At 41.4% G+C, this 23051-nt stretch carries 23 protein-coding genes; 11 read left to right on the top strand and 12 right to left on the bottom strand.

Annotated elements, in window-relative coordinates:
• Positions 1-27: 27 nt before the first annotated feature.
• From L3V77_RS12975 to L3V77_RS12965, 3 genes are all read left to right on the top strand, one after another.
• Entirely contained in the window at positions 28-423 is a 396-nt protein-coding gene (locus tag L3V77_RS12975) for a hypothetical protein (RefSeq protein ID WP_275134536.1), read from the top strand.
• A 62-nt stretch (positions 424-485) separates the two neighbouring features.
• Positions 486-1553 (top strand): methyltransferase, encoded by a 1068-nt coding sequence (locus L3V77_RS12970; RefSeq protein WP_275134535.1) that lies wholly within the window; start codon positions 486-488, stop codon positions 1551-1553.
• A 67-nt stretch (positions 1554-1620) separates the two neighbouring features.
• Complete coding sequence (locus L3V77_RS12965; protein ID WP_275134534.1) at positions 1621-2856, top strand: NAD(P)/FAD-dependent oxidoreductase; 1236 nt, start codon at positions 1621-1623, stop codon at positions 2854-2856.
• Between the two features lie 80 nt (positions 2857-2936).
• On the opposite strand, the gene aspA is transcribed toward L3V77_RS12965, so the two are convergent.
• The 3 genes from aspA to L3V77_RS12950 form a co-directional block, all read right to left on the bottom strand.
• Positions 2937-4367: an aspartate ammonia-lyase gene (aspA, locus tag L3V77_RS12960; RefSeq protein WP_275134533.1), complete on the bottom strand. Its 1431-nt coding sequence runs from the start codon at positions 4365-4367 to the stop codon at positions 2937-2939.
• A 234-nt stretch (positions 4368-4601) separates the two neighbouring features.
• On the bottom strand, positions 4602-5903 hold the full coding sequence (locus tag L3V77_RS12955) for an anaerobic C4-dicarboxylate transporter (RefSeq protein WP_195704026.1): 1302 nt from the start codon (positions 5901-5903) through the stop codon (positions 4602-4604).
• A 415-nt stretch (positions 5904-6318) separates the two neighbouring features.
• Complete coding sequence (locus tag L3V77_RS12950; protein WP_275134532.1) at positions 6319-7236, bottom strand: LysR family transcriptional regulator; 918 nt, start codon at positions 7234-7236, stop codon at positions 6319-6321.
• A 569-nt stretch (positions 7237-7805) separates the two neighbouring features.
• Here L3V77_RS12950 and frdA point away from each other — a divergent pair.
• Genes frdA through frdD form a run of 4 tightly spaced genes read left to right on the top strand, consistent with a single transcriptional unit; the run spans position 7806 to position 11116 of the window.
• Positions 7806-9617 carry a fumarate reductase (quinol) flavoprotein subunit gene (gene frdA, locus L3V77_RS12945; RefSeq protein ID WP_275134531.1) on the top strand — a complete coding sequence of 604 codons (1812 nt, stop codon included), beginning with the start codon at positions 7806-7808 and terminating at the stop codon, positions 9615-9617.
• Positions 9617-10357: a succinate dehydrogenase/fumarate reductase iron-sulfur subunit gene (locus tag L3V77_RS12940; protein WP_195704023.1), complete on the top strand. Its 741-nt coding sequence runs from the start codon at positions 9617-9619 to the stop codon at positions 10355-10357. Before frdA ends, L3V77_RS12940 begins: the two co-directional genes overlap by 1 nt.
• A gap of 2 nt (positions 10358-10359) precedes the next feature.
• On the top strand, positions 10360-10743 hold the full coding sequence (gene frdC, locus L3V77_RS12935; protein WP_195704022.1) for a fumarate reductase subunit FrdC: 384 nt from the start codon (positions 10360-10362) through the stop codon (positions 10741-10743).
• A 10-nt stretch (positions 10744-10753) separates the two neighbouring features.
• Entirely contained in the window at positions 10754-11116 is a 363-nt protein-coding gene (gene frdD / locus L3V77_RS12930; RefSeq protein ID WP_275134530.1) for a fumarate reductase subunit FrdD, read from the top strand.
• A gap of 232 nt (positions 11117-11348) precedes the next feature.
• Here frdD and L3V77_RS12925 read toward each other — a convergent pair whose 3' ends face one another.
• From L3V77_RS12925 to L3V77_RS12895, 7 genes are all read right to left on the bottom strand, one after another.
• Entirely contained in the window at positions 11349-11873 is a 525-nt protein-coding gene (locus L3V77_RS12925) for an AAA family ATPase (protein ID WP_275134529.1), read from the bottom strand.
• Complete coding sequence (locus L3V77_RS12920; RefSeq protein WP_275134528.1) at positions 11870-12307, bottom strand: PTS sugar transporter subunit IIA; 438 nt, start codon at positions 12305-12307, stop codon at positions 11870-11872. The genes L3V77_RS12925 and L3V77_RS12920 overlap by 4 nt, the downstream gene beginning before the upstream one ends.
• Before the next feature lie 6 nt (positions 12308-12313).
• A complete protein-coding gene (locus tag L3V77_RS12915; protein ID WP_275134527.1) occupies positions 12314-12580 on the bottom strand; it encodes a hypothetical protein in 267 nt (88 codons plus the stop codon).
• Between the two features lie 8 nt (positions 12581-12588).
• Complete coding sequence (locus L3V77_RS12910; RefSeq protein WP_275134526.1) at positions 12589-13431, bottom strand: class II fructose-bisphosphate aldolase; 843 nt, start codon at positions 13429-13431, stop codon at positions 12589-12591.
• Positions 13432-13488: 57 nt separating this feature from the next.
• Complete coding sequence (locus tag L3V77_RS12905; RefSeq protein ID WP_275134525.1) at positions 13489-14859, bottom strand: PTS sugar transporter subunit IIC; 1371 nt, start codon at positions 14857-14859, stop codon at positions 13489-13491.
• A 223-nt stretch (positions 14860-15082) separates the two neighbouring features.
• Complete coding sequence (locus L3V77_RS12900; RefSeq protein ID WP_275134524.1) at positions 15083-15379, bottom strand: PTS sugar transporter subunit IIB; 297 nt, start codon at positions 15377-15379, stop codon at positions 15083-15085.
• 9 nt (positions 15380-15388) lie between these two features.
• Positions 15389-16369 (bottom strand): 6-phosphofructokinase, encoded by a 981-nt coding sequence (locus L3V77_RS12895; protein ID WP_275134523.1) that lies wholly within the window; start codon positions 16367-16369, stop codon positions 15389-15391.
• A gap of 892 nt (positions 16370-17261) precedes the next feature.
• Between L3V77_RS12895 and L3V77_RS12890 the strand changes: the two genes are divergently transcribed.
• From L3V77_RS12890 to deoC, 4 genes are all read left to right on the top strand, one after another.
• Positions 17262-19007 carry an ABC-F family ATP-binding cassette domain-containing protein gene (locus tag L3V77_RS12890; RefSeq protein ID WP_275134522.1) on the top strand — a complete coding sequence of 582 codons (1746 nt, stop codon included), beginning with the start codon at positions 17262-17264 and terminating at the stop codon, positions 19005-19007.
• A 184-nt stretch (positions 19008-19191) separates the two neighbouring features.
• Positions 19192-19521, top strand: coding sequence for a hypothetical protein (locus L3V77_RS12885; RefSeq protein ID WP_275134521.1), 330 nt, complete (start codon positions 19192-19194; stop codon positions 19519-19521).
• Positions 19522-19569: 48 nt separating this feature from the next.
• Entirely contained in the window at positions 19570-20049 is a 480-nt protein-coding gene (locus L3V77_RS12880) for a GNAT family N-acetyltransferase (protein ID WP_275134520.1), read from the top strand.
• 269 nt (positions 20050-20318) lie between these two features.
• Positions 20319-21095, top strand: coding sequence for a deoxyribose-phosphate aldolase (gene deoC, locus L3V77_RS12875; protein ID WP_275134519.1), 777 nt, complete (start codon positions 20319-20321; stop codon positions 21093-21095).
• Positions 21096-21171: 76 nt separating this feature from the next.
• On the opposite strand, the gene L3V77_RS12870 is transcribed toward deoC, so the two are convergent.
• On the bottom strand, positions 21172-22413 hold the full coding sequence (locus L3V77_RS12870; protein ID WP_275134518.1) for a cysteine desulfurase-like protein: 1242 nt from the start codon (positions 22411-22413) through the stop codon (positions 21172-21174).
• Positions 22391-23029 carry a 2OG-Fe dioxygenase family protein gene (locus L3V77_RS12865; RefSeq protein ID WP_275134517.1) on the bottom strand — a complete coding sequence of 213 codons (639 nt, stop codon included), beginning with the start codon at positions 23027-23029 and terminating at the stop codon, positions 22391-22393. Before L3V77_RS12865 ends, L3V77_RS12870 begins: the two co-directional genes overlap by 23 nt.
• Between the last annotated feature and the right edge of the window lie 22 nt (positions 23030-23051).

Below are 23051 nucleotides of genomic sequence, written 5' to 3'. Positions count from 1 at the left end.
GAACTTAATTTTACAGGAGTAGTAGCAATGAAATTCTTTAAGGTACTCGTTTCTTTATTATTTGTTTTGGTTCTTGCCGGTTGCGGCCGTGTTCAGCCTATATTGGATGTCGAGAATACCCCAGTTGCTTATGATCTTCAAAAGAAACAAGTGAAGATGGCGATTATAGAGTCGGCGACGAATCGTGGTTGGGTAGTGAAGAATGCAGGAAATAATGAGGTTGAGCTTGAATTAAACTCTCGTGGTCATAAAGCCAGTGTGCGTGTCCCATATTCTGAAAAATTTTACTCAATACTGTATGTTAGTTCAGAGAACTTAAAAGCAGATGCTAAAGGGAATATTCATCGCAATTACAATCGTTGGATAAACAATTTAAATATTGATATTCGGAAGAATTTATCGTTTCTTTCTATTTCTAAGTAACAATACTGTTTCCAAGTAACGGTATTGTCTGTAACAGAAAAAATAATTAATTAGGTTTATTTGTGTCAAATTTCATTAAAGATCCATTTAACGCTCTAGAAGCGAAAACGGAAGCTCAAAAACTCTCTTTTGCTCCAATTGTATTCCATACTGCGAGAACATTGAGGGACTTAGGTATACTCAAGGTGCTTGATGATGCGGGTGAGGAGGGGTTAGATGCAGTGGCTTTAGCAGTGCGTTCAAATGTCTCTGAATATGGTGTTAAAGTATTATTAGATATGGCAATCAGCGCCAATATCGTTCTTTGGAATAAACCTAATTATGTCTTAGCCAATCTTGGTCATTTTATTCTTCATGATGGCATGACCAACGCGAATCTAGATTTCACCGCTGATGTTTGCTACGCAGCAATGATGCATTTGACTGAAGCGATTGAAGAGGGAACACCGGCTGGTTTGAAAGAGCTCGGCGATTGGGAAACTATCTACCAAGGGTTATCTTCATTACCTGATAAAGCGAAACAGAGTTGGTTTGCTTTTGATCACTTTTATTCTGATCGGTCGTTTCCAATATTGTTAGAAACTGTTTTTGCTAATAAACCGAAGCAATTGGTTGATATTGGTGGTAACACAGGCAAATGGGCCATGCAGTGCTGTAAGCATGACTCCGATGTAAAGGTGACTATTGTTGACCTACCTCAACAGCTAGAATTGGCGATGAGAAATGTGACGGAAAATGGTTTTCAGGAACGAGTTTCCTCTTACCCTGCGAACATGTTAGATAAAAATCAAACGCTGCCAACGGGAGCCGATGTTTGGTGGATGAGTCAGTTTTTAGACTGTTTTTCACCGATAGAAATTCTAAATATTCTAAGAAAAGTTCGTAGCACAATGGAACAAGACGCTACTGTTTATGTGTTGGAATTGTTCTGGGATGCTCAGAAATATGATGCCGCTGAATATAGCCTGAATGCAACGTCACTTTATTTTACCTGTTTAGCGAATGGTAATAGCCGTTTTTATCGCAGTGAAGATTTCTTAGAGATCGTTCATGAAGCGGGTTTTGTCGTTGAACAGCGCGCAGATAATATTGGTCTTGGGCATACGTTGTTAACACTTTCCGCAGCCTAGCCAGAATGAATTACACCAACGACATATCTTAACAGCAACGACAGACAGTAGAAGAGTTATTCCTGAAATGAAAATTGAACAGAAACAGATTGTCGTCATCGGTGCGGGGCCTTCTGGTACGATAGCCGCCTCATTGCTTAGGCAAAAAGGCCTCGATGTTGTTGTTATCGAAAGGGATACTTTCCCTCGGTTTTCTATAGGAGAAAGCCTGCTACCTGCTTGTATGGAGATGATAGAACTTGCAGGGATGAGTGATGCCGTCGCGGCCGCAGGGTTCCAGTTTAAGAATGGCGCAGCATTTCGATGTGGTGAACAATATCAAGAGTTTAATTTTGAGGATAAGTTTACTTCAGGTCCCGGTACGACCTTTCAAGTTCAAAGAGCAAGCTTTGACAAAGTTTTAGCCGATGAAGCGCAGAAACAAGGTGTAGAAATTCGATTTCAGCATGAGGTGCAAGCCATAGAAGTGCGAAAGAATGACTCTATCTTGTCAGTGAAGGATAACGTTGGCAATTTTCACCAACTACAAGCAGAGTTTGTGCTGGATGCGAGTGGGTTTGGACGTGTTTTACCTAAATTATTAGCACTAGAAAAGCCTTCTGTTTTACCTCCTAGAAAAGCAATTTTCACCCATGTTGTTGATAATATAGAGAGCGCATCGGGCAAGCCTTATTATGATAGAAACAAGATCCTTATAACGGTTCATCCACTTAATCGAGATGTCTGGTTTTGGCTCATTCCTTTTTCAAACGGGCACTGCTCTCTTGGCATAGTGGGAGAGCCAGAAATATTCGGTGAGGGTGATGATCTTTCGGTCCTGAAAAAAATGGTTCGCCAAGCGCCTGAGTTGGATGAACTATTGTCGAAAGCCGAGTTTATTAATGATGCTAATTCCATCACAGGTTACTCGGCGAATGTCAGTCGGTTAGCAACCGATCGATTTGCATTGTTGGGTAACGCAGGAGAGTTTTTAGACCCAGTTTTCTCTTCGGGTGTCACTATAGCGATGTATTCAGCAAAACTGGCGGCTGATTGTGTTGAAAAACAGCTTCTTGGTGATGTTGTCGATTGGGACACGGACTACTCCGAAAGGCTAAAAATTGGTGTTGATGCATTTAAAACCTATGTAGATGGTTGGTATTCTGGCAAGTTACAAAAGGTTATTTTTTATGAAAACGCAAACCCCAGAATTAAGCAGATGATCTGTGCCATTTTAGCTGGATATGCATGGGACGAAAGCAACCCCTATGTCAAAGAGTCAGAAAAAAAGTTGGCCACTTTAGCGGAAATCTGTGGTGGCTGACCTTATTATGAATACAAAAAAAAGCAGCGTTAGCTGCTTTTTTGCGTTCAACTCATATCTCAAATTTACTCGATTTGGTATTAGTTAAATAATTCCGCGTTATATTTAGGGTTCATTAAGTTTTTAGCAGAGAAAATAGCATTTATATTTTCTTCAGTTAACAGGCCTCTTTCCAGAACAACTTGTTTGACACTTTTCCCTGTTTCTGCACATATTTTACCCACAATATCACCTTCATGATGACCGATGAGAGGGTTTAAATAAGTTACAATTCCGATTGAGTTAAATACATAATCTTCGCAAACCGTCTTATTTACAGTGATTCCATCAATACACTTGTCTGCTAAGTTAAGGCATGCATTACTTAATAAGTTGATAGATTCAAAAATAGCTTGACCAATAACTGGCTCCATTACATTTAATTGTAATTGCCCAGCTTCTGCTGCAAATGTAACCGTTGTATCGTTGCCAATTACTTTAAAACAAACTTGATTGACGACTTCTGGAATAACCGGGTTTACTTTCGCTGGCATAATAGAAGAACCTGCCTGCATTTCAGGTAGGTTTATTTCATTAAGGCCTGAACGTGGGCCTGAAGATAATAGACGGAGATCGTTACAAACCTTTGATAACTTCACGGCTAAACGTTTAAATGCACCGTGAACAGTTACATAGGCCCCACAGTCAGATGTTGCTTCGATTAGATCTTCAGATGGTACACAGGCAAGTCCCGTCGCTTGTGCAAGATATTTAACGGCGAGCTCTTGATATCCTTCTGCAGCATTTAGACCAGTACCGATAGCGGTTGCACCTAAGTTCACTTCGAGAAGCAGATTTGCTGCATATTTTAGGTTTTTGATCTCTTCTTTGAGAAGGATGCTGTACGCGCCAAACTCTTGTCCTACCGTCATTGGTACCGCATCTTGAAGCTGAGTTCGGCCCATTTTTAACGTATCTCTGTGCTCTTCACTTTTAGCATCAAAAGACACTTTAAGATGTTCAACAGAGGTGATTAGTTTCATGATGCTGTTGTAAACCGCAACTCGGAATCCGGTAGGATAGGCGCAATTCGTTGACTGACTTTTGTTCACATGATCATTCGGGTTGATAACGTTATAATCACCCTTTTTATGACCTTTGAGCTCTAGTGCAACGTTAGCAACAACTTCATTTGCATTCATATTTACAGAGGTACCTGCACCACCTTGATATACATCAGAGACAAACTGGTCCATGCATTTTCCGGTATCCAGAATTAAATTACACGCCTTAACAATATATTCACCCACATCAGAAGGAATAGTGCCAAGCTCAATATTTGCCTGAGCCGCTGCCTTTTTAGTATAAATCATACCTCTGACAAGTTCTGGTGCATCAGATATCGTCATCGACGAAATAGAGAAATTGTTTTTTGCTCGAAGTGAGTGTATTCCATAATACGCTTCTGCAGGAACTTCCAATGTTCCCAATAAGTCTTCTTCAATGCGAAATTTATTTGAATCGTTAACCATGACGGCTACCTTTAATAATAGTTAAGTAATGCAAGAATAATGAATGTTATTTTGTTTCAAGTACAATGCCAAAAAGTAATTTTAAATGCAGTTTTGGCATAGCTATAATTATGGGACTTGAGTAACAGATTTTATTTGGACATGTTTCTCAGAAGTCGTCACTTAAAAAAAAAGAAAGCAAAAATAAAAAAGAAAAAGAAGGGAGCTAGGCTCCCTTTTTATTGCTATGAAACACTAGATTAAAATGCCACCAAATGCGAAGCCCAGCGCAACGGCGGTAGTAATAGTTACAACACCAGGAATGAAGAACGGGTGATTGAATACATAGTTACCGATACGCGTTGAACCTGTGTCATCCATTTCTACCGCCGCCAACAATGTTGGGTAGGTTGGTAGTACAAATAAAGCACTTACCGCGGCGAAAGAGGCGACAGCTGTTAATGGTGCAACACCGATTGCTAATGCAGCAGGCATTAGTGCGGTTGTTGTTGCGCCCTGAGAATAAAGAAGCATAGAAGCAAAGAACAAAGTAATTGCAAGCATCCACGGGTATTGCTCAAGAATTTGTGCAGAAAATTCTTTGATTTCGCTGATGTGACTAGATACGAAAGTATCACCCAGCCAAGCAACACCTAGAACACAAACACAGGCACTCATACCAGATTTAAACGTTGCGGCGTTTGCGATTTTTGACGCGTCGATCTTAGTTAGCATGACGATGCCGGTTGCCGCCGTTAACATAATCGCCATGATAGCGTCGTTACGTCCGATGGTTGGATTTTCGATTAGACCAACAGTACCACTAATCATTGTTGCGTAAGAAACCACAGCAACAATGGCGATAAGAAAGATGTACACAGACGTTTTTGCCGTCGGCAAAATAGTACGCTGTGTTGCGCCTTGTATTTTAATAAGTCCTTTAGCTAAGCGGTCTTGATAAACTGGATCGTCCTTTAGTTCGCCACCCATTAGGTTTGCAACAAAAGCACCAACCATACAAGCGGTGAAAGTTGTAGGGATACAAACGGCAAGTAGAGTTAAGTAATCCACACCTAAAGGCTCTAGGATGCCAGAGAAGAACACAACAGCGGCTGAAATTGGCGAGGCCGTGATTGCTATCTGAGAAGCAACAACTGCAATAGACAGTGGTCTAGAAGGGCGGATACCTTGCTCTTTCGCCACTTCTGCAATAACTGGAAGAGTAGAAAATGCCGTATGACCTGTACCCGCAAGTAACGTCATGAAGTAGGTTACGATAGGTGCGTAAAAAGTAATGCGTTTCGGATTCTTACGAAGAAACTGCTCTGCAAGATCAACCAACCAATCCATACCACCAGCCACTTGCATCGCAGCAATGGCAGTAATAACGGACATAATGATAAGAATAACGTCAACAGGAATGTTACCCGCATCTACACCCATAAACATGGTCAATGCGATAACACCTGCACCACCCGCTAAACCGATGCCTATTCCGCCTATTCTTGCTCCTAAGAATATAAAGAGCAGTACGACTAGTAATTCGACAACTATCATATTTTTTTCCTTGATGTAAAAGTTAAATTTAAAATGTATAAAAAAGGGGGTATACCTAAGCACGGTTCACTGTTATTTGTCACAAATAGAGAAGCATGTTGTTTTTTTGTAACAATAAATGTCTCTATTTTATTTGGGCATAGCCGTGCCGTAGCAATAATTTAAATTACTCAATAATGATGTTTTATTTTTTGAATACTTTATTCGTATCTAAATGAAAAAGTATTAACAATCTATCAATTGATGAATAGAGTACTAATATAAAGTCGTTTTGAGAAATGTTTCATTTGACTGTCGTATAATAAAATAGCATCACCTAAACCTTTATAAATGTGATGCGTTTCTCTTTATCCGATAGATGCATAGTGTAAGTACTCTACTGTTAGAATTGATCCAGAGCAATAAAGCGGCACCACTATGCCGATTCTGTATCGAAACCGTGCAACTCTTTTATGGGGCTTATTTTTATAAGTTGGTTCCATATCGCTTCACATGATGGATGAAGCTTTGAAACGTACCTATAAACATAGAGGTCGAGAGGGACGGGCTGCTTTTCGTTTAGAATGACAAGCTTTCCCGACGCTAATTCGTCTCGAATAGTGTAATCTGGAAGCCAGCTGATTCCCTTGCCCTGTATGACAAACTCCTTGTTCAAATCGCTCATCGATGAGGTGGAAATGGTGTTATTTGTAAGCGAACTGTGTGCTCTTTTCAGTGCTCGGCCCATATAGCTTTCGGGGGTGTAATCTAGACTTGGTATATTTGAATCTCGGTTAAGGTCGAACAAAGGCTTGCCCTGATCATCAACACCGGATACACAATACAAAAAGCTACGTCCTAAATAGATAGAGCGGTAGGGGGCCACTTGCAATCTATCGTCGTAGAAGGAAAATAGAAAATCGCTTTTACCATCAATGAGCTGTTCGATTGAAGTATCAACCTCATTGGCAACGATAGACAGATTAGTATTCAGCTTTGGATTAAATATGCCTTCGTGTATCTGAGGCAGTATACCGATGGCAATAGAATGGGCTGCGCTCAATCTCACGGTGTGTCGCCCTTGTACTGAGCTACCAGTTAAGCGGTCTATCTCTTCATCTAATTGATAGAGAATAGACTCTGCGGTTGTTTTGAATTGCTTACCTGATGTAGTCAGCTCGATAGGTGTTTTGGTTCTATCGATGAGAAGCAGGTTTAGCTCAGATTCCAGAGATTTGATACGGCGACTAAATGCAGGTTGGGTAATGTTTCGTGCGGATGCGGCGTGAGAAAAACTGCCCAATTCGGCAAGCATAATAAAGTCACGCAGCCATTTGGTTTCAATATTATTCAATTGTAGCTCCTAAAACTGGTATAGAAGAACCTTGCCTAAGCATATCCTTGCTAACAAAAGATTCAGTGTGCGAATGAACGACATATATAAAAACATTAATTGTGGGTCGTAGCAAGGATTAGCTATACGTATACGGCATGAGAATCAAGTTTTAATGTCGTTATGTACAAATATAGTAGTATTTTATGCTTGGTCAATGCCATGATAGGCGCACGATATCACTTTTTCTCGTCTCGTCTATAAGTTAGATCACAGTATTGCAATTTATTTCATGCATTTTAAACATAAAGCTTATCGATATTGGCATTTTACAAGACAAACACACATGTTTATTGTGGTCGAATAAATATGAATACTTTTCAACTTTGAATTTTTACATAATATTTATAAAGCTAATGGTCAAGATAAGATTGCCATGTGATTATATTAATTTATATTCTTTGTGAATATAAATTAATATTGCTTGATTATTAACAATGAAAATAGATATTGAACTATTACCACAGTAAATCTGCGGTTCAATATCTATTTTCATTTCTAATATTTTAAATTACCCTTGGAGGATAACTGTGCAAATAATTACCACAGATATCGCAGTGATCGGCGCCGGTGGCGCTGGTCTTCGAACTGCAATCGCAGCGGCTGAAGCAAATCCTGAGCTAGAAGTAGCCCTGATTTCAAAAGTCTACCCAATGCGTTCACATACTGTCGCCGCTGAAGGTGGCTCTGCCGCCGTCATCAAAGATGAAGATTCACTCGATAACCACTTCAACGATACTGTTGGCGGTGGTGACTGGTTATGTGAACAGAATGTCGTTGAATATTTTGTTGAAAACGCAACAAGAGAAATGATCCAAATGGAGCAATGGGGGTGTCCATGGAGCCGGAAAGAAAACGGTGAAGTGAACGTCCGTCGCTTTGGAGGAATGAAAGTAGAACGCACATGGTTTGCCGCAGATAAAACAGGCTTCCATATGCTGCATACGCTTTTTCAAACCTCTATCAAGTACAATCAAATCAAACGATTTGATGAGTACTTCGTGGTTGACCTACTGGTTGAAAACGATGAGATTCAAGGTTTGGTTGCGATTCACATGTCCGAAGGCGAGCTTGTTACGATTAAAGCGAAGTCTGTCGTACTGGCCACGGGTGGCGCGGGACGGGTTTATAACACCAACACCAACGGTGGCATTGTTACCGGCGACGGTATGGCATTGGCGTATCGCCACGGTGTGCCTTTGCGTGATATGGAGTTTGTTCAATATCACCCAACTGGCCTTCCTGGTACGGGTATCTTGATGACCGAAGGTTGTCGTGGCGAAGGCGGCATCATCGTCAATAAAAATGGTTACCGTTATCTACAAGATTATGGAATGGGACCGGAAACCCCGGTTGGAGAGCCGAAAAACAAATATATGGAACTGGGTCCTCGAGACAAAGTTTCTCAAGCGTTTTGGCACGAGCAACAAAAAGGCAACACCATCGACCATCCCCTTGGCGATGTGGTGCACCTAGACCTGAGACACTTAGGTGAAGAATACCTTCAAGAGCGTCTGCCGTTTATTTGTGAGCTGTCGAAGGCGTATGTTAACGTCGATCCGGCAAAAGAGCCGATCCCAATTCGTCCAACGGTTCACTACACCATGGGTGGGATTGAAACCGATCCGAGTTGTGAAACGAAAATCAAAGGTCTCTTTGCCGTGGGTGAATGTGCCTCTTCAGGTCTACATGGTGCAAACCGCTTAGGCTCAAACTCGTTGGCGGAGTTCGTGGTATTTGGCCGCGTGGCAGGCGAAAGTGCGGTGAAACGTGCTGAAACGTTTACCGGCTGGAACGACGACGCGATTGAAAAACAAGTGAAAGCGGTAGAAGCACGTATCCAAGGATTGATGGACCAAGAAGGCGATGAAAGCTGGTCAACCATTCGAACAGAAATGGGCCACTCTATGGAAGCGGGCTGTGGTATTTACCGCCGCGAAGATCTCATTCAAGAGACCATGGATAAGCTGACCGAGCTGAAAGAGCGTTATAAGAAAATCAGCATTAAAGACCGAGGAAAGGTGTTCAACACCGACCTTCTTTATGCCATTGAGATCGGTTATGGCCTTGAAGTGGCAGAAGCAATGGCCCACTCGGCTATTCTTCGTCGTGAATCTCGCGGGGCGCACCAACGTTTAGATGAAGGCTGTACCGAACGTGACGATGTGAACTACTTGAAGCACTCACTTGCGCTCTTCAACGAAGGACGCGCACCAACGATTGAATACAGTGATGTTACTATCACGAAATCTCAACCTAAAGCTCGCCTGTATGGGGCAGCAGCAGAAGAAGCGGCGGCGAAAGAAGCCGTAGACGCACAAGCCGCAGAGGAGCAGAAGTAATGACGGGCACTAGAATTCAAAAAGTCGATATTCTGCGTTACGATCCAGAAAAAGACGCCGAGCCTTATAAGCAAACCTTCGAAGTTCCTTTCGATGACACGATGTCCGTGCTTGACGCACTGGGCTACATCAAAGATAACCTAGATAAAGACCTGTCCTATCGCTGGTCTTGTCGTATGGCTATCTGTGGCTCATGCGGCATGATGGTAAACAACTATCCTAAGTTGGCCTGTAAAACGTTTTTACGTGATTACCCTGACGGTCTTTTGATTGAGCCGTTAGCCAACTTCCCTATCGAGAAAGACTTAATCGTCGACATGACGCCGTTCATCGAACGTCTTGAAGCACTTAAGCCTTATATTATCGGTAATGACCGCACACCGGAAGATGGTCCAAACAACCAAACACCACAACAAATGGCAAAATATAAGCAGTTTGCTGCTTGTATCAACTGTGGCCTTTGTTACGCCGCTTGTCCTCAGTTTGGTCTGAACCCAGAGTTCCTTGGCCCTGCGGCCATCGCGCTTGCTCACCGCTACAACTTAGATAGCCGTGACAATGGTAAAGAAGAGCGCATGGAGCTACTTAACGGTGACAATGGCGTGTGGGGCTGTACATTTGTCGGCTTCTGCTCTGATGTCTGTCCGAAGAGTGTTGATCCTGCCGCGGCGGTAAACCAAGGTAAAGTTGAGTCTTCTAAAGACTTTGTGATTGCTATGCTTAAACCTCAGGAGAACTAAGGATGAGTAACCGTAAACCTTACGTTCGCGAAATGAAAGCAACATGGTGGCAGAAGAGCAATTTCTACCGCATGTACATGATCCGTGAAGCGACTGTATTACCCATTATATTTTTCACACTGTGCCTAACTTTCGGGCTAGGCAGCTTAGTTAAAGGCCCCGAATCATGGGACGCTTGGCTAACCTTTATGGCGAACCCTGTTGTCGTGGCGATCAATATCGTCTCGTTAGCCGGGAGCCTGTACCACGCACACACATTCTTTACGATGTTCCCACAAGTGATGCCGATTCGATTGAAAGGCAAACTCGTGGACACGAAGATTATTGTGCTTGGTCAGTGGGCAGCCGTTGCTGCTATCTCATTAATCGTACTCATCATCGTATAAGGAGCTCATTGTGGTTAATAAACATCCAAAACGTTCAGACGAGCCCGTATGGTGGGGTCTATTTGGTGCCGGTGGTACCTGGTTTGCCATGATCACCCCAATTACCGTATTGGTGATAGGTATCCTTGCCCCCCTCGGAATTATTGATGCGGAAGCGATGAGTTATGAGCGCGTTGCCGATTTTGCAACCAGCTTTATTGGCGCCCTCTTTATCATCGGAACACTCGCCCTTCCAATGTGGCATGCCATGCACCGTGTTCACCACGGTATGCACGACCTAAAACTGCACACTGGTGTGGTTGGTAAAGTTGTTTGCTATTCAATTGCTAGCTCTATTACCGTGCTGTCTATTGTACTCATCTTCATGATCTAACCATGCCTTCAAGCCTTAACTGACAATCTGTAAACGTGTTAGTTAAGGCTTGCAAACGGCGTCACCCTCAATAATCTATTATGAAAAGTCAGAAAAAAGAGTGGCGGCCTCAGTCGGCGACTATTTTGTTATTTGACCATAGATATAAGCAAGCTCTGCGACGGTTTTAGGGTTAGATACATAAAAAGAGCCCCCTCATCGGGGGCCATTCATTGCGGGTAACTTTTTATTACTAAATATTTTCGTCAATCCATGACGTAATTGAATTATTATCCAATGGTTTATTTTGATCCACAATATAGGTAAGACCAATCCCCATCGGTTCGGCGGAGTCATTTAGCTTTCTAAGTTGTGGAAGATACTCTTCTTTAGGATGCCGGTGATCCCGCAATGGAATACGGACTTTATACCGTTTTACAACATTGTCAGAGTCAATATTATTCCAGATTTCAAGCACAGTACATGGACTAACCTCTGAAAGGTATTCCTCTAATATTTCCTTTGGTTGGAAGCCAAACCAAGCATCAATAACAAAAATGCCGGAATTGTCTTTTACAGTATTCCACAAGGCTTGATAAGCTGCCTTTCCCAATTCACGATTAAAATCACGATCTAATGCAGTGTAAATATTCATGAAAGGTTCTTTGAATGTATCAACAGATAGATAAGCAGCACCTATATGTGATGCAATCAATTTAGCAACTGTACTTTTACCACTCGCTGGGACACCATTAACTAAAATGATCTTTGTGCTCATAGTAAATCTACTACCTCCTTTACTGTCGTTGCATTACGCAAACTTAGCAATTTGGTATCATCATCCAACATTTCAACGATCTGTTTGATGCCATCTTGAATATGACTATTGCTGTCTTTGGCACTAAACATAACTAGAATATCAACATCTTCAGAACCCTCAATTGAAATAGGGGTTTTTAATATCACCATAGAAAACCCTGTATCCAATGCTCCACATTCAGGTCGTGCATGGGGTATCGCTACACCTTCACCGAGGACGTAATAAGCACCGTGCTCTATTGTGCTTGAAATGATACCTTCAATATAGGCGTCCGTAATCTTACCCGAAACCAATAATGGCTTTGCTGCAATAGCAATGACTTCTTTCCAATCTTTACAATCAACACCGACTTGAATTGCATTTGCGTTGATTAGTGCTTCTTTTATTGACATAAGACCTCACATATTTTTTCTTATGACACCGCGCAGTGATTCAATCTTCTCAAATGTTTCGTCAATGTGTTGGTTGAATGACGGACATGAAGCATACACAGACACGGCTCTATTATATTTTTTCATCAACTCTTTGTGGACTTCGGAATCCGAATCGTCTTCTTCAAGAACAACTTCTAAAGCTCTTATCTCAGAATACAAGGTCGAAGCTTGAGTTTCATCTACAGGCTCAGTTGGTTTGCTACTGCCAAAAAAGTTTTTAAACCATCCCATAACAACCCTTATTTAAATAAGCTAATTTTATCCACTAAGGTGTTCTTAACTGCCTCATTAGCCGGAATTAGAAATTTTCTTACCGAATCGTTGACCTTACCTGATTCAAAAGTTTCTTTGCATTTTCTTACCCACTGAACATTCATTTCAGTGCCAACATTCACTTTGTCGATTCCATTTTTAACCACAAAATGCATGTCATCATTGCTTACACCGGTACCACCATGTAGTACCAACGGAGTTGATGTTGCTTTAGCTATCTCACAAAGTAAATCGTGTTGGATATCTGTTTTGGCAGTGTAGGAACCATGGACTGTACCGATACTAACAGCGAGCATATCCACAGGGGCTTCACTGAGGAGCTTAACTGCGTCCTCGACTTTGGTAAACGCGATATCCTCGTCAGCAATAGCTTGACCGTCTTCTGCTCCGCCAATTGCGCCAAGTTCTGCTTCTACCGTGATGTTAAGCGGTTTTGCGATATCAATTACCTTCTTTGTATTGGCAATATTTTCTCTTATAGGAAGGTGAGAACCATCATACATAACGGAACTAAAGCCAGCATCAATAGCTACTTGAATGTCATCAATAATTGAGCAGTGGTCAAGGTGTAAGCAAGCAGGCACATTATGCGTGCGTGATAACGATTTTACTGAATCAACTAATAACTCGTAACCAAGAAACTTTGCTGTACCTGTAGAAATTTGAATCATCAACGGTGTATTTGTTTCAACAGCTGCTGAAAAATAAGCAGGGAGCGCTTCTAAATTATGTAAGTTAAATGAGCCGATAGCATTAAAACCACGTTCTTTTGAAATTGCATTGAGTTCTGTAAAATTCTTAAGTTTCATTCGATAATCCTTTAAATAAAAAATGGTAGCCAGAGGCTGGCTACCAATGATAGTTAGTTAAGCCTTAGCTGTTTGGCTTGAAGCTTTATTTTCTTTCTTGATACCTAGGTTTACGAAAGTAGCAATAGCAGCACAGAAAGCTACAAAGCCGATAACAAACATCCAATTACCGTTAAATGCATGGCCCAGTAATAGACCCGTCGAGATAACGTCAGAATCAGAGAACGTTACGCCTATGAAACCATAACTTTCTAGTAGTGGAATGAGGATTGCTGGTAGGAACGTAATAAATAAACCATGAGCGACACCGCCAATGATGGCACCACGACGCCCTCCCATTGCGTTACCGAAGATACCTGCTGTACCCCCTGCAAAAAAGTTCGTTAGTAGCCCAGGTAGAATCATGGCTAGACCGAACATAGGGAATACCAACATGCCAATAATGGAGCCAACTGTTGTCGCGAGGAAACCCACTATTACTGCATTTGGTGCATATGGGAATAAGACCGGGCAATCTAGAGCGGGTTTGGCATTTGGCACAAGGCGAGCGGCAATCCCCTGAAATGCAGGTACAAGGGAGCTAATTAGAAGGCGAACACCTGTTAATAAAACAAAAACACCGGTAACAAACTGAATTGCTTGAATGAATGCATACATGATGTAATTCATCTGACCAGCATAAGTTGCTATCATTTCTGGACCAGCAGCGATAGTCGGAATAATGTACATTGGAACCATGACTACAGCCATTGATACGTATGTGTCAGACAAATATTTCATTGATTCCGGAAGCACCAAATCTTCAGTAGATCTAGAACCTTTACCGACTACTTTTGCAACAGCAGCTTGGAACATGTAACCAATCGTACAGAAATGACCTAATGCGATGTCATCAGAGCCTGTAATTTTCCGAACAACAGGTTGGGCAATAGCTGGCATTATCACAGCCATGATACCGCCGAAAATACCACCGACTAAGATTAAAGGAAGACCAGTAAGCCCTGCTTTATATCCCATAACGGCACCAATAGTAGCCATCCATAACAATGCTTGGCCTGTTAGGAATATGTACTTCCAAGGACTAAAGCGAGCAACTAGGATGTTAACAGCAAAAATGACAATCAGAGTTAATGCTACTTCAGTACCGAGCTCTTTCGCTGCGATGCCAGCAATAGCACCAACATCAGTCACATAACCGGTCATGCCGAAACCGTTGGTAAAAATGTCATTCAAAAAGGTTAATGTAGCAACGACGATGTTAATACCCGCCATCATTACCATAAAGCCTAATAAAGTTTTGAATGTTCCTTCGATGATTTTTCCAGTAGGTTTTCTTTGTACAATCAGGCCTATCATTGCCATCAAAGCGATGAGAATAGATGCCTGACCGAGCAGATCTTTTACAATAAAATCAAATATTGCACCCATAGTAAATACCTCTTGAGTTATTGGAGTGTAAGTAATTGTTAGTTATCTATTTGGTTATCTATTTATTTTATATAGCTGATTGAATAGCTAACTATATAGCTAGCTATTTAATTGGTAGATTAATTGGTTGTTTATTTTTTTACTTATTGCTTATTGCTTATTGCTTATTGCTTATTGCTTATTACTTATTACTTATTACTTATTACTTATTACTTATTACTTATTACTTATTATTTTCCAGTAAGGCTGTGATTTTTTCTCTAATTTCCACTTTATCTGTCAATCTATGTAAGACGATGATTTTATCAACTCGTTCTTGTGACATACCTTCACGCATCGAATCTGCAAACGTCTTTTGAGTTAGCATGATGTCAAAATCTAAAGCTACGGCTTCTGAAACTGTGGTGTGATCTAAATCAGCATCAATGCCCATTTCTTCTAGTACAGCATTTGCTGCCATTTCAATTGCAAAACTAGAACCAAGGCCAGCACCGCATACACATAAAACTTTAATACTCATCTTTTATCCTTATATTATTTTTAATTCTCGAGCTAGGTTAAAATAATGCCCATCAATATCCACTCGACGACTTTTGACACTATCTAAGTCAATAGGTATAGGCTTATTGGCATAATTTATTACTATTGCTTTATTAACCATTCCAGAATTAATACAGTGCACTAATTCATTAGCTAGGCTTGTACTTTGATATATTTCTTCAGTTGTTGGATCTCCATTTCTTAAACTAAAACCCATAATGCTTTTTCGAATTCTTACACTAATTAAAGGTTCTAGTTTCTTTATTACAGTATCAATGGCACCCTGGAATCCAGATACATACTCATCGGTGTAACTCTCAGAGCATAAAATCACTACCGAGTTTTGAGTCGTTAATTTGTCGTTAACTTTGCGTGCTAATTCCCGAATTGGAATCTGGTGCTCAGGTATTAACGCAAAATCAGCGTTAGATTTTATGGCGGATTGCAAGGTTAATTCCCCGCAGTACGCGCCTAAAACTTCCACCATAAATACTCGGTTAGGTAGTGCTCGACCTGTATTTCTCAGTTTGGCGACTTCTTTCAATACTTGTTCGCAAGCAGTTGAGAAACCGATGGTGTATTGACTTCCTTCAATGTCATTATCAATGGTCATACCAACCCCAAAGCAATTAACTCCGTAATCGGTTAGTGCTTTAAGAAACAACATTGAACCATCGCCACCAGCAAGAATTAATAAATCAATTTTGTTGGATTTTAAATTTTTGACGATTTGTAAATATTCACTTTCTTTTAGATTTCGCTCGGTCCTCCCGGCAGAAATAATTGGCATTGATGATGTGGAAAAGTCGAGTAAATCACGATATGAAACAACCGTATGATTATTTTCAAGTAATCCATTAATTCCACCATTAAATATGGTTATTTCAGCATTCGTTAACTTTGCTATTTGGAATATGAAGTTATTTATTCCAGTGGAATCTCCACCACTCACTGTAAGCGCTATTCGCATATTTAACGTCCTTAATAATATCTATGTATCTATTGTGCACGCATTATAATTCGTAAAAAGTGATGAAGATCACTAAATGTATGGTTGACATGCCATTTTGGGATCTACGTCTTTAATAAATGTGTTTATATATGTGATGAGGGTCTTGTTTTGTGATTTGTATCAAATTTTATTATTCATAATTTAACAGTTGATGCAGTGAAGTGATTTCGACGATGTGACGTATATTGCGAGATGCTTGTATTGCTAACAAGTTAATATCATGAGATAAGTTCTTAGGTCTTATGTTTATTGGATTCAGTAGCCGTCGGACAGGTTACTCTGCTTCCACAGGAAAATCGCCTCGCTTTGGCCTATTGGGTAGGTCCTGAACCGTGGAGGCAAGGAATAGCAACTCAAATGTGCGAATCTTTGCGCTTTCATAATCAAAGTGAAGGTTGCCGAGGTTGTGTGCGCAGGAGTTCATAACTGGAACGTTAGTAGTGCGTCCATTCTGAAGAAACTTGGTTTTAAAATGATAGGTTCTAGCGGTGAAAGTACAGTTGAATACAACTTAATAATCACGTGACAACGCAAGTATGTATTTTCTGATCTAAATCTCTTTACAATGTTTAAACCGGCGATAAAATGCGCGTTATTGAATAATTGAAAGTGGTTACATTTTCACAACTAAACTAAGGAGGAAATTATGTCATTGTGGTGTTCGATCAACCCACGCTTATTTGGCATGAAGGCTCGCTCAAGAGTTATTGATATCGCGTTGCGATAATCTCGACTTGAGCGAATAATTACCTTCGGCGAATAACGCCATCCGAGTACTTTCCCTCAAGCTCGAAGAATTATTGTCAACTTTGACAGTGAGGCTTTATGCCCAAAATTCTTGAGAAAAAATATGAGTACTTTTATAACAGCACAATCCCTAACCCTTTCCTACACGTCTACCGCTCTGTTCAAAGAGCTAACTTTCTCCATAAATCGCGGTAATAAAATTGGTCTTATTGGTCATAACGGTTGTGGAAAAAGTTCACTGCTCAAACTGCTTAGTGAGCAATATGAACCAAGTGAAGGGCATATCGCTAAGGCAAAACAATGTCTAATTAGTTATGTTGAACAGCAAATTCCGTACGAATTGCAAACCAAGACAGTTCTTGGAGCACTGGCTGAAACACTTGTCGAAGATGACTATTGGCGTGCAGAGCTCCTTTTAACTGAACTCGCTTTTTCTGAATCCGATTGGCAAATGCCAGTATCGAATTGCAGTGGTGGTCAGCAAATGCGACTTCTACTTGCCAGAGCTATCATTACTGAGCCTGATTTGTTATTGCTCGACGAACCAAGCAACCATTTAGACCTCCCTTCACTCCTATGGTTAGAACAGTTCCTGTCACAATGGAAGGGATCTTTCGTGTTGGTTTCTCACGATCAAACCCTGCTAGACGCCGCGACCAATATAACGTGGGTTCTGCGCGATCAATCGCTTCATCATTTTGATCTGCCTTGTTCGCAAGCAAGAAAAGCGCTGAAAGAAAAAGATGATCAAGACAAAGCTCGTCACCTTAATGAACAAAAGGAAATCAACCGCATAGAAAAAAGTGCTAAGCGACTAGCCGTCTGGGGAAAGGTTTACGACAACGAGGATTTGGCTCGCAAAGCCAAAACCATGTATGCCAAAAAAGAGCGCTTAGAAGAGGAACAAACCGAACTTAGTGAAGGCTCGCCTTGGCGCTTGCAGCTTCAAGGTGACGCTTTACCAGCGAACCGCTTAATGGAGATCGCCCCTTGTACAATCAAGCCACCGCAAAGCAATCTAGCTCTCTTTGATTTGGCAGAAATACGCATTAAAAGTGGGGACAGGATAGCCGTTTTGGGTAGCAACGGCTGTGGTAAATCAACGTTACTAAACCTTTTGCATCGGCTCTACCTGTTAAAAGAAGGCCAGGCAGAATTAACCCCAGAAAGCACGGAGTGGCCTGTGACCTTCCATGACCGCTGTCGCTTAGGCTACTACGACCAGTCGTTAGAGCAACTTGATGATCTAGACACGCTGAGTGACGCACTATGCAGGTTTGCTTTAATCAGTAATGAGCAGAGCAAACGAGCCTTAATCAGTGCGGGCTTCGAATATGCTAGACACGGCCAGAACGTTGCATCGCTTAGTGGGGGAGAAAGAGCTAGATTACTGTTTATCGGACTCACTCTAGCAAGGTATCACTTGTTATTTCTTGATGAACCTACCAATCATTTAGACATGGATGGAAAAGAGGAGCTTATTGAAACACTCAACCAGTTTAAAGGGGCAACGGTGTTGGTAAGCCACGATCGCAGCTTAATTGAACAAAGTTGTAATCGATTCTGGCTTATTCAAAATGGAACCCTCACTGAATACCTGTCTGTGGAAGAGGTATACCTGAGAATGACAGAGCACCCAGAGCAGCTAATGGACAACAACGTTTCAATAGCAACAGAGGAATCCTTTTCTTCAAATGAGGTTTTGTCTGGAGAAGACCAACTATTGGAGTATTTGATAAAGCTAGAGTCACTACTTGATGAGGATTTGCAACGAAGACCCAAACATCAAAAACCGAGCTTGCAACAACAATGGCGCGAGGAAATTGATAAAATTAGCCGCCAAATTTAAAGGCACTTTACGACCCCCTTCATATGGAAATAAAAAAGTTATCCAACGGTTGGGGGTCAGTTCAGATAGCCAGTGTCAACAATGTTGCAACAGTTTACCTTATACCATCTGATCTTTTTGTAATGTAAACTTCTGATTAATAACGTATATAGAGAATAAATCTCGTTCTACAACGGCTTATAAAATGAACAATTTAGCTAGTTACATATCTGTCATACATGGCGAAGCCAACGATGTCACATTGGTTAGCTACGATAATTTGGACAAATCATATGAAGATCAGGGAACAGTCGTACAATGTGGTGAATCGCGATACTGTTTCTCAAATGGTGTGATTCTTAAATATTGTGTAGAGTCTGAAAGCTCTGAAGTAAATGATCTAGTTTGCCCTGAATGTTGGATATCGTATGAAGTAATTGAAGAGACAATACACACATCGATTAAGCCTAAAAAAAAGACATTTAGCAATCGATGCCAAGAGCAGTTTTGGCTTAAAATGAATAAAATAATATAAAATTATTGTGCTAAATTTGATGCCGTTGTAAAAAAGGTGGGGAGAAAAGTGGACTTAGAATTACGAAAAATCACTCACGAAACCTTCTATCAGATCTGTCAGTTAGAAGTCGCTCCTGATCAGGTGAATCATGTTGATAATAATGCCATTTCTTTAGCGGAAGCCAACTTCATGGAATTTCCCTGGTATCGAGGTATTTACGTGGATGGGCTACCAGTGGGTTTTATTCTCGTTGACGCCAATATCCAGTTTGGTAAGTGTTCACTCTGGAGGTTGATGCTTGATAAGTGCCATCAATCTAAAGGCTACGGTACTCGTGCATTACGCGAGTTGGCGTCTGAGTTGCAAACTGAATTTGGTATCGCTAACCTTTATACAAGTGTTGTTCCTGCTAAAAATGGCCCCATTGAATTTTATCAGAAGTGCGGATTTGAACTGACAGGCTTATTCGTTGAAGGGCGGGAGGTAGAATTGCGCCTGTCCATTCAGCCTATACTTAATCAACAAATTGAGAATAACGAGCGATGAATCACGTACCTTTCAAAGGCAGTTTGAAGCAGACTATATTTTTGTCCACGAAACAACACGTTCCGTCCGCTACACGCCGTATAATAATACTCACACCCCATCTGTTATACAAAATGTTCTAATTTTTGTATCTATTATAGTTTTCTAAATGTTTTTATAATCGCTTCACTTGAATGATGAACCGAAGATGATGTGACCTCTTGGGTATTGTATCGATTTTATATTAACTGCCAGATATTTTATAAAACAAAACTTAATAGGAAATGACGATGAGCGACTTAAAAACCGTAGCACTGCGCGCACTTAAATTAATGGATTTGACTACTTTGAACGACGATGACACGGATGAAAATATAATCGAATTGTGTAAGAAAGCTAAAACAGCGGCAGGGAATACGGCTGCGATCTGTATCTACCCACGTTTTATTCCTGTAGCTAAGAAACAATTACTTTTACAAGGTACGCCAGACATTCGCGTTGTCACCGTGACGAACTTTCCTCATGGGAACGAGGATATCGACATTGCGGTTGCGGAAACTAAAGCGGCAATAATGTACGGTGCTGATGATGTCGATGTCGTGTTTCCATACCGTGCGCTGATAGACGGAAACGAGAATGTAGGCTTTGAGCTTGTTAGGCAATGTAAAGCCATTTGCGGTGACGTTCTTCTGAAAGTTATCATTGAATCTGGTGAGCTGAAAACCAATGCATTGATCAGGAAAGCGTCTGAGATCTCAATCAAGGCAGGGGCTGACATCATTAAAACATCAACCGGTAAAGTGCCTGTTAATGCCACCCCGGAAGCGGCAAAAACTATGCTATCGGTTATCAAAGAGATGGGAGTTGAAAAAACGGTTGGTTTTAAGGCTTCTGGTGGAGTGCAGACCACAGAAGAAGCAAAAATATACCTAGATATGGTTGATGGTATTTTTGGGGCCGATTGGACTGACAATAATATGCACTACCGTTTTGGTGCCTCTAGCTTACTTGTTAATCTACTTCATACGTTAGATGAAGGTGAGAAAGGTGTTGAAGGCGGTTACTAGCTGTCCTTCTTATTGTTTTCTCTTTTGCCGATAGCGGAAAGTTTAAAAAGCCACCTCAGGTGGCTTTTTAATGCTCTTACAACATGCCACTCAGTGCGCTGAAAAACCGGTCTATCTCTTCTTTCGTATTGTAATGCATCAACCCGACTCGGAGTATTCCACCCTTTTGGGTTACTCCGAGCGCATCAGTTAGTTTATCTGCGTAGAGGTGACCACTCCAGGTGTATATCTCATGTTCGCCCAAATACGCGGCAACCTCGCTTGGATCGGTATCACCAAAACGAAGAGCGAATGTCGCGGTTCGGTTACTTGCTGTTGGGTGACCAAAAAGCTCGATAATCGGAAATTCTTTTAAACGGGCCAAAAAGTAAGTGGTGAGTGACAATTCATATTGGTGAATATTACTGTAGGCTGACTCTAGCTTCGATCTAAGCGTATTGCCTTCGCCCAAAGAGGCTAGATAATCGACAGTTTTAGAGAATGCTGAAAGTGCCTCAAAATTTAGCGTTCCAGTCTCCCAGCAATTCGGAGCGTAGGTAGGTGCAGGCTCAACCTTGTATGGTTGGTATTTTTCGAGCAGTGCTTTACGACCATATAAAACCCCCAAATGCGGGCCATAAAATTTATACGCTGAACCGACAACAAAATCAGCATCTAACTGGCGTACGTTAAGAATTTGATGAGGTAGAAGATGGACAGCGTCGATAAATGCGACACTACCATTCGCTTTAGTCAGTTCAATGACCTTTTTAATATCGACAATAGTGCCCGATAGATTACTCGCGGCGGTAATCGCGACAAGGCGGGTTTTGTCATTAAGCAGAGACTGAAATATGTCTAAATCTAGGTTACAGCTGGTATCGTTGATGGGCACATAGTGTACTTTTACGCCTTTGTCTTTAGCGGCCCTGGCCCATGAAGATCGATTTGCACCATGGTCAGCATCACTGAGAATAATCTCATCATCGGGTTGCCATTCTTGACTCATCGCTCGACTAAAATGGAAAGTCATACTCGTCATATTCGCGCCAAACACAATTTCATCTTCTGATGCAGCGCCAAACAGAGCCGCTGCTTTTTTTCTGCAATTATCCACCAAACTTACGGTGCTTTCGCTGACAAAAAATCGGCCGCCGAGATTAGAATTGCCACGACTCAAATAATCACCAAAGCCTTCTATCACCGACTGAGGTAACTGTGTTCCACCGGGTCCATCGAAGAACACGGGTGACCGACCATTATTTAGTGCCCCTAACGCAGGGAATTGGTCACGCAAACTCATTACACTTTTTTGATTAAGCGGTAAATACGAAGACATCACGCACTCCTTTTTCGCCTGCTTCACTTGAGAGGGTCTCAGAAATATGGTGGAAAAACCTAGAGTCATTCAGGATAACAAACTGGTTCTCTTCCAACACGGTATTTAAATGTGGGTGCTGCTCGACTGGAGAAACAAAGATCTGTGTAAAGCCGCCAGCGATATTCTTCCGTTGTACACAGAAAATACCAACAAAGCGATAACCATCTTGGTGGATTCCTTCAGGCGCAGGAGCGCTCGTTGCGTCAGATTTGCACGTGACTCGAATTTGGTGAACATGGACTACCGAATTATCTTTATCCGTACCTGTTCGCTGCATGAACGACTTAAGTATGTGCTGGAAACACGGTGTTTGCACCATCTCGTTATCCATTTCGGCGAAGTCTCGCTCTACATCACCAACAACTCGGTTAAATTCTGATGACTGGGTAAATGTGCTGTGAGGTAACCTCACTAGTCCGGTGTTTCCTGCTTGAAACTGCGCATAGGAGCGATAACGGTGATCACTGTCTACGTACTTATCCGCCGGTAAATCGTCAAAGTAAGACGAAAGTTGGGGGGCAACATTTTCCGGAGTTTGAAAAACTTCTATAAGAAATTTATTTTCCATTTCCATGATTTGTCCTTGTGTAGCCTAT

Source organism: Vibrio sp. DW001, from assembly GCF_029016285.1.
GTDB lineage: Bacteria > Pseudomonadota > Gammaproteobacteria > Enterobacterales > Vibrionaceae > Vibrio.
The sequence above is the reverse complement of the archived record's forward strand: the minus strand, read 5'-3'. Positions and strand labels throughout refer to the sequence as shown.

Excerpts from the sequence above, each read along its gene's own strand:
- L3V77_RS12975 (WP_275134536.1), top strand. The coding sequence starts at position 28 with ATGAAATTCTTTAAGGTACTCGTTTCTTTATTATTTGTTTTGGTTCTT.
- L3V77_RS12965 (WP_275134534.1), top strand. The coding sequence starts at position 1,621 with ATGAAAATTGAACAGAAACAGATTGTCGTCATCGGTGCGGGGCCTTCT.
- aspA (WP_275134533.1), bottom strand. The coding sequence starts at position 4,367 with ATGGTTAACGATTCAAATAAATTTCGCATTGAAGAAGACTTATTGGGA.
- L3V77_RS12955 (WP_195704026.1), bottom strand. The coding sequence starts at position 5,903 with ATGATAGTTGTCGAATTACTAGTCGTACTGCTCTTTATATTCTTAGGA.
- L3V77_RS12940 (WP_195704023.1), top strand. The coding sequence starts at position 9,617 with ATGACGGGCACTAGAATTCAAAAAGTCGATATTCTGCGTTACGATCCA.
- frdC (WP_195704022.1), top strand. The coding sequence starts at position 10,360 with ATGAGTAACCGTAAACCTTACGTTCGCGAAATGAAAGCAACATGGTGG.
- L3V77_RS12925 (WP_275134529.1), bottom strand. The coding sequence starts at position 11,873 with ATGAGCACAAAGATCATTTTAGTTAATGGTGTCCCAGCGAGTGGTAAA.
- L3V77_RS12920 (WP_275134528.1), bottom strand. The coding sequence starts at position 12,307 with ATGTCAATAAAAGAAGCACTAATCAACGCAAATGCAATTCAAGTCGGT.
- L3V77_RS12915 (WP_275134527.1), bottom strand. The coding sequence starts at position 12,580 with ATGGGATGGTTTAAAAACTTTTTTGGCAGTAGCAAACCAACTGAGCCT.
- L3V77_RS12910 (WP_275134526.1), bottom strand. The coding sequence starts at position 13,431 with ATGAAACTTAAGAATTTTACAGAACTCAATGCAATTTCAAAAGAACGT.
- L3V77_RS12905 (WP_275134525.1), bottom strand. The coding sequence starts at position 14,859 with ATGGGTGCAATATTTGATTTTATTGTAAAAGATCTGCTCGGTCAGGCA.
- L3V77_RS12900 (WP_275134524.1), bottom strand. The coding sequence starts at position 15,379 with ATGAGTATTAAAGTTTTATGTGTATGCGGTGCTGGCCTTGGTTCTAGT.
- L3V77_RS12895 (WP_275134523.1), bottom strand. The coding sequence starts at position 16,369 with ATGCGAATAGCGCTTACAGTGAGTGGTGGAGATTCCACTGGAATAAAT.
- L3V77_RS12890 (WP_275134522.1), top strand. The coding sequence starts at position 17,262 with ATGAGTACTTTTATAACAGCACAATCCCTAACCCTTTCCTACACGTCT.
- L3V77_RS12885 (WP_275134521.1), top strand. The coding sequence starts at position 19,192 with ATGAACAATTTAGCTAGTTACATATCTGTCATACATGGCGAAGCCAAC.
- deoC (WP_275134519.1), top strand. The coding sequence starts at position 20,319 with ATGAGCGACTTAAAAACCGTAGCACTGCGCGCACTTAAATTAATGGAT.
- L3V77_RS12870 (WP_275134518.1), bottom strand. The coding sequence starts at position 22,413 with ATGTCTTCGTATTTACCGCTTAATCAAAAAAGTGTAATGAGTTTGCGT.
- L3V77_RS12865 (WP_275134517.1), bottom strand. The coding sequence starts at position 23,029 with ATGGAAATGGAAAATAAATTTCTTATAGAAGTTTTTCAAACTCCGGAA.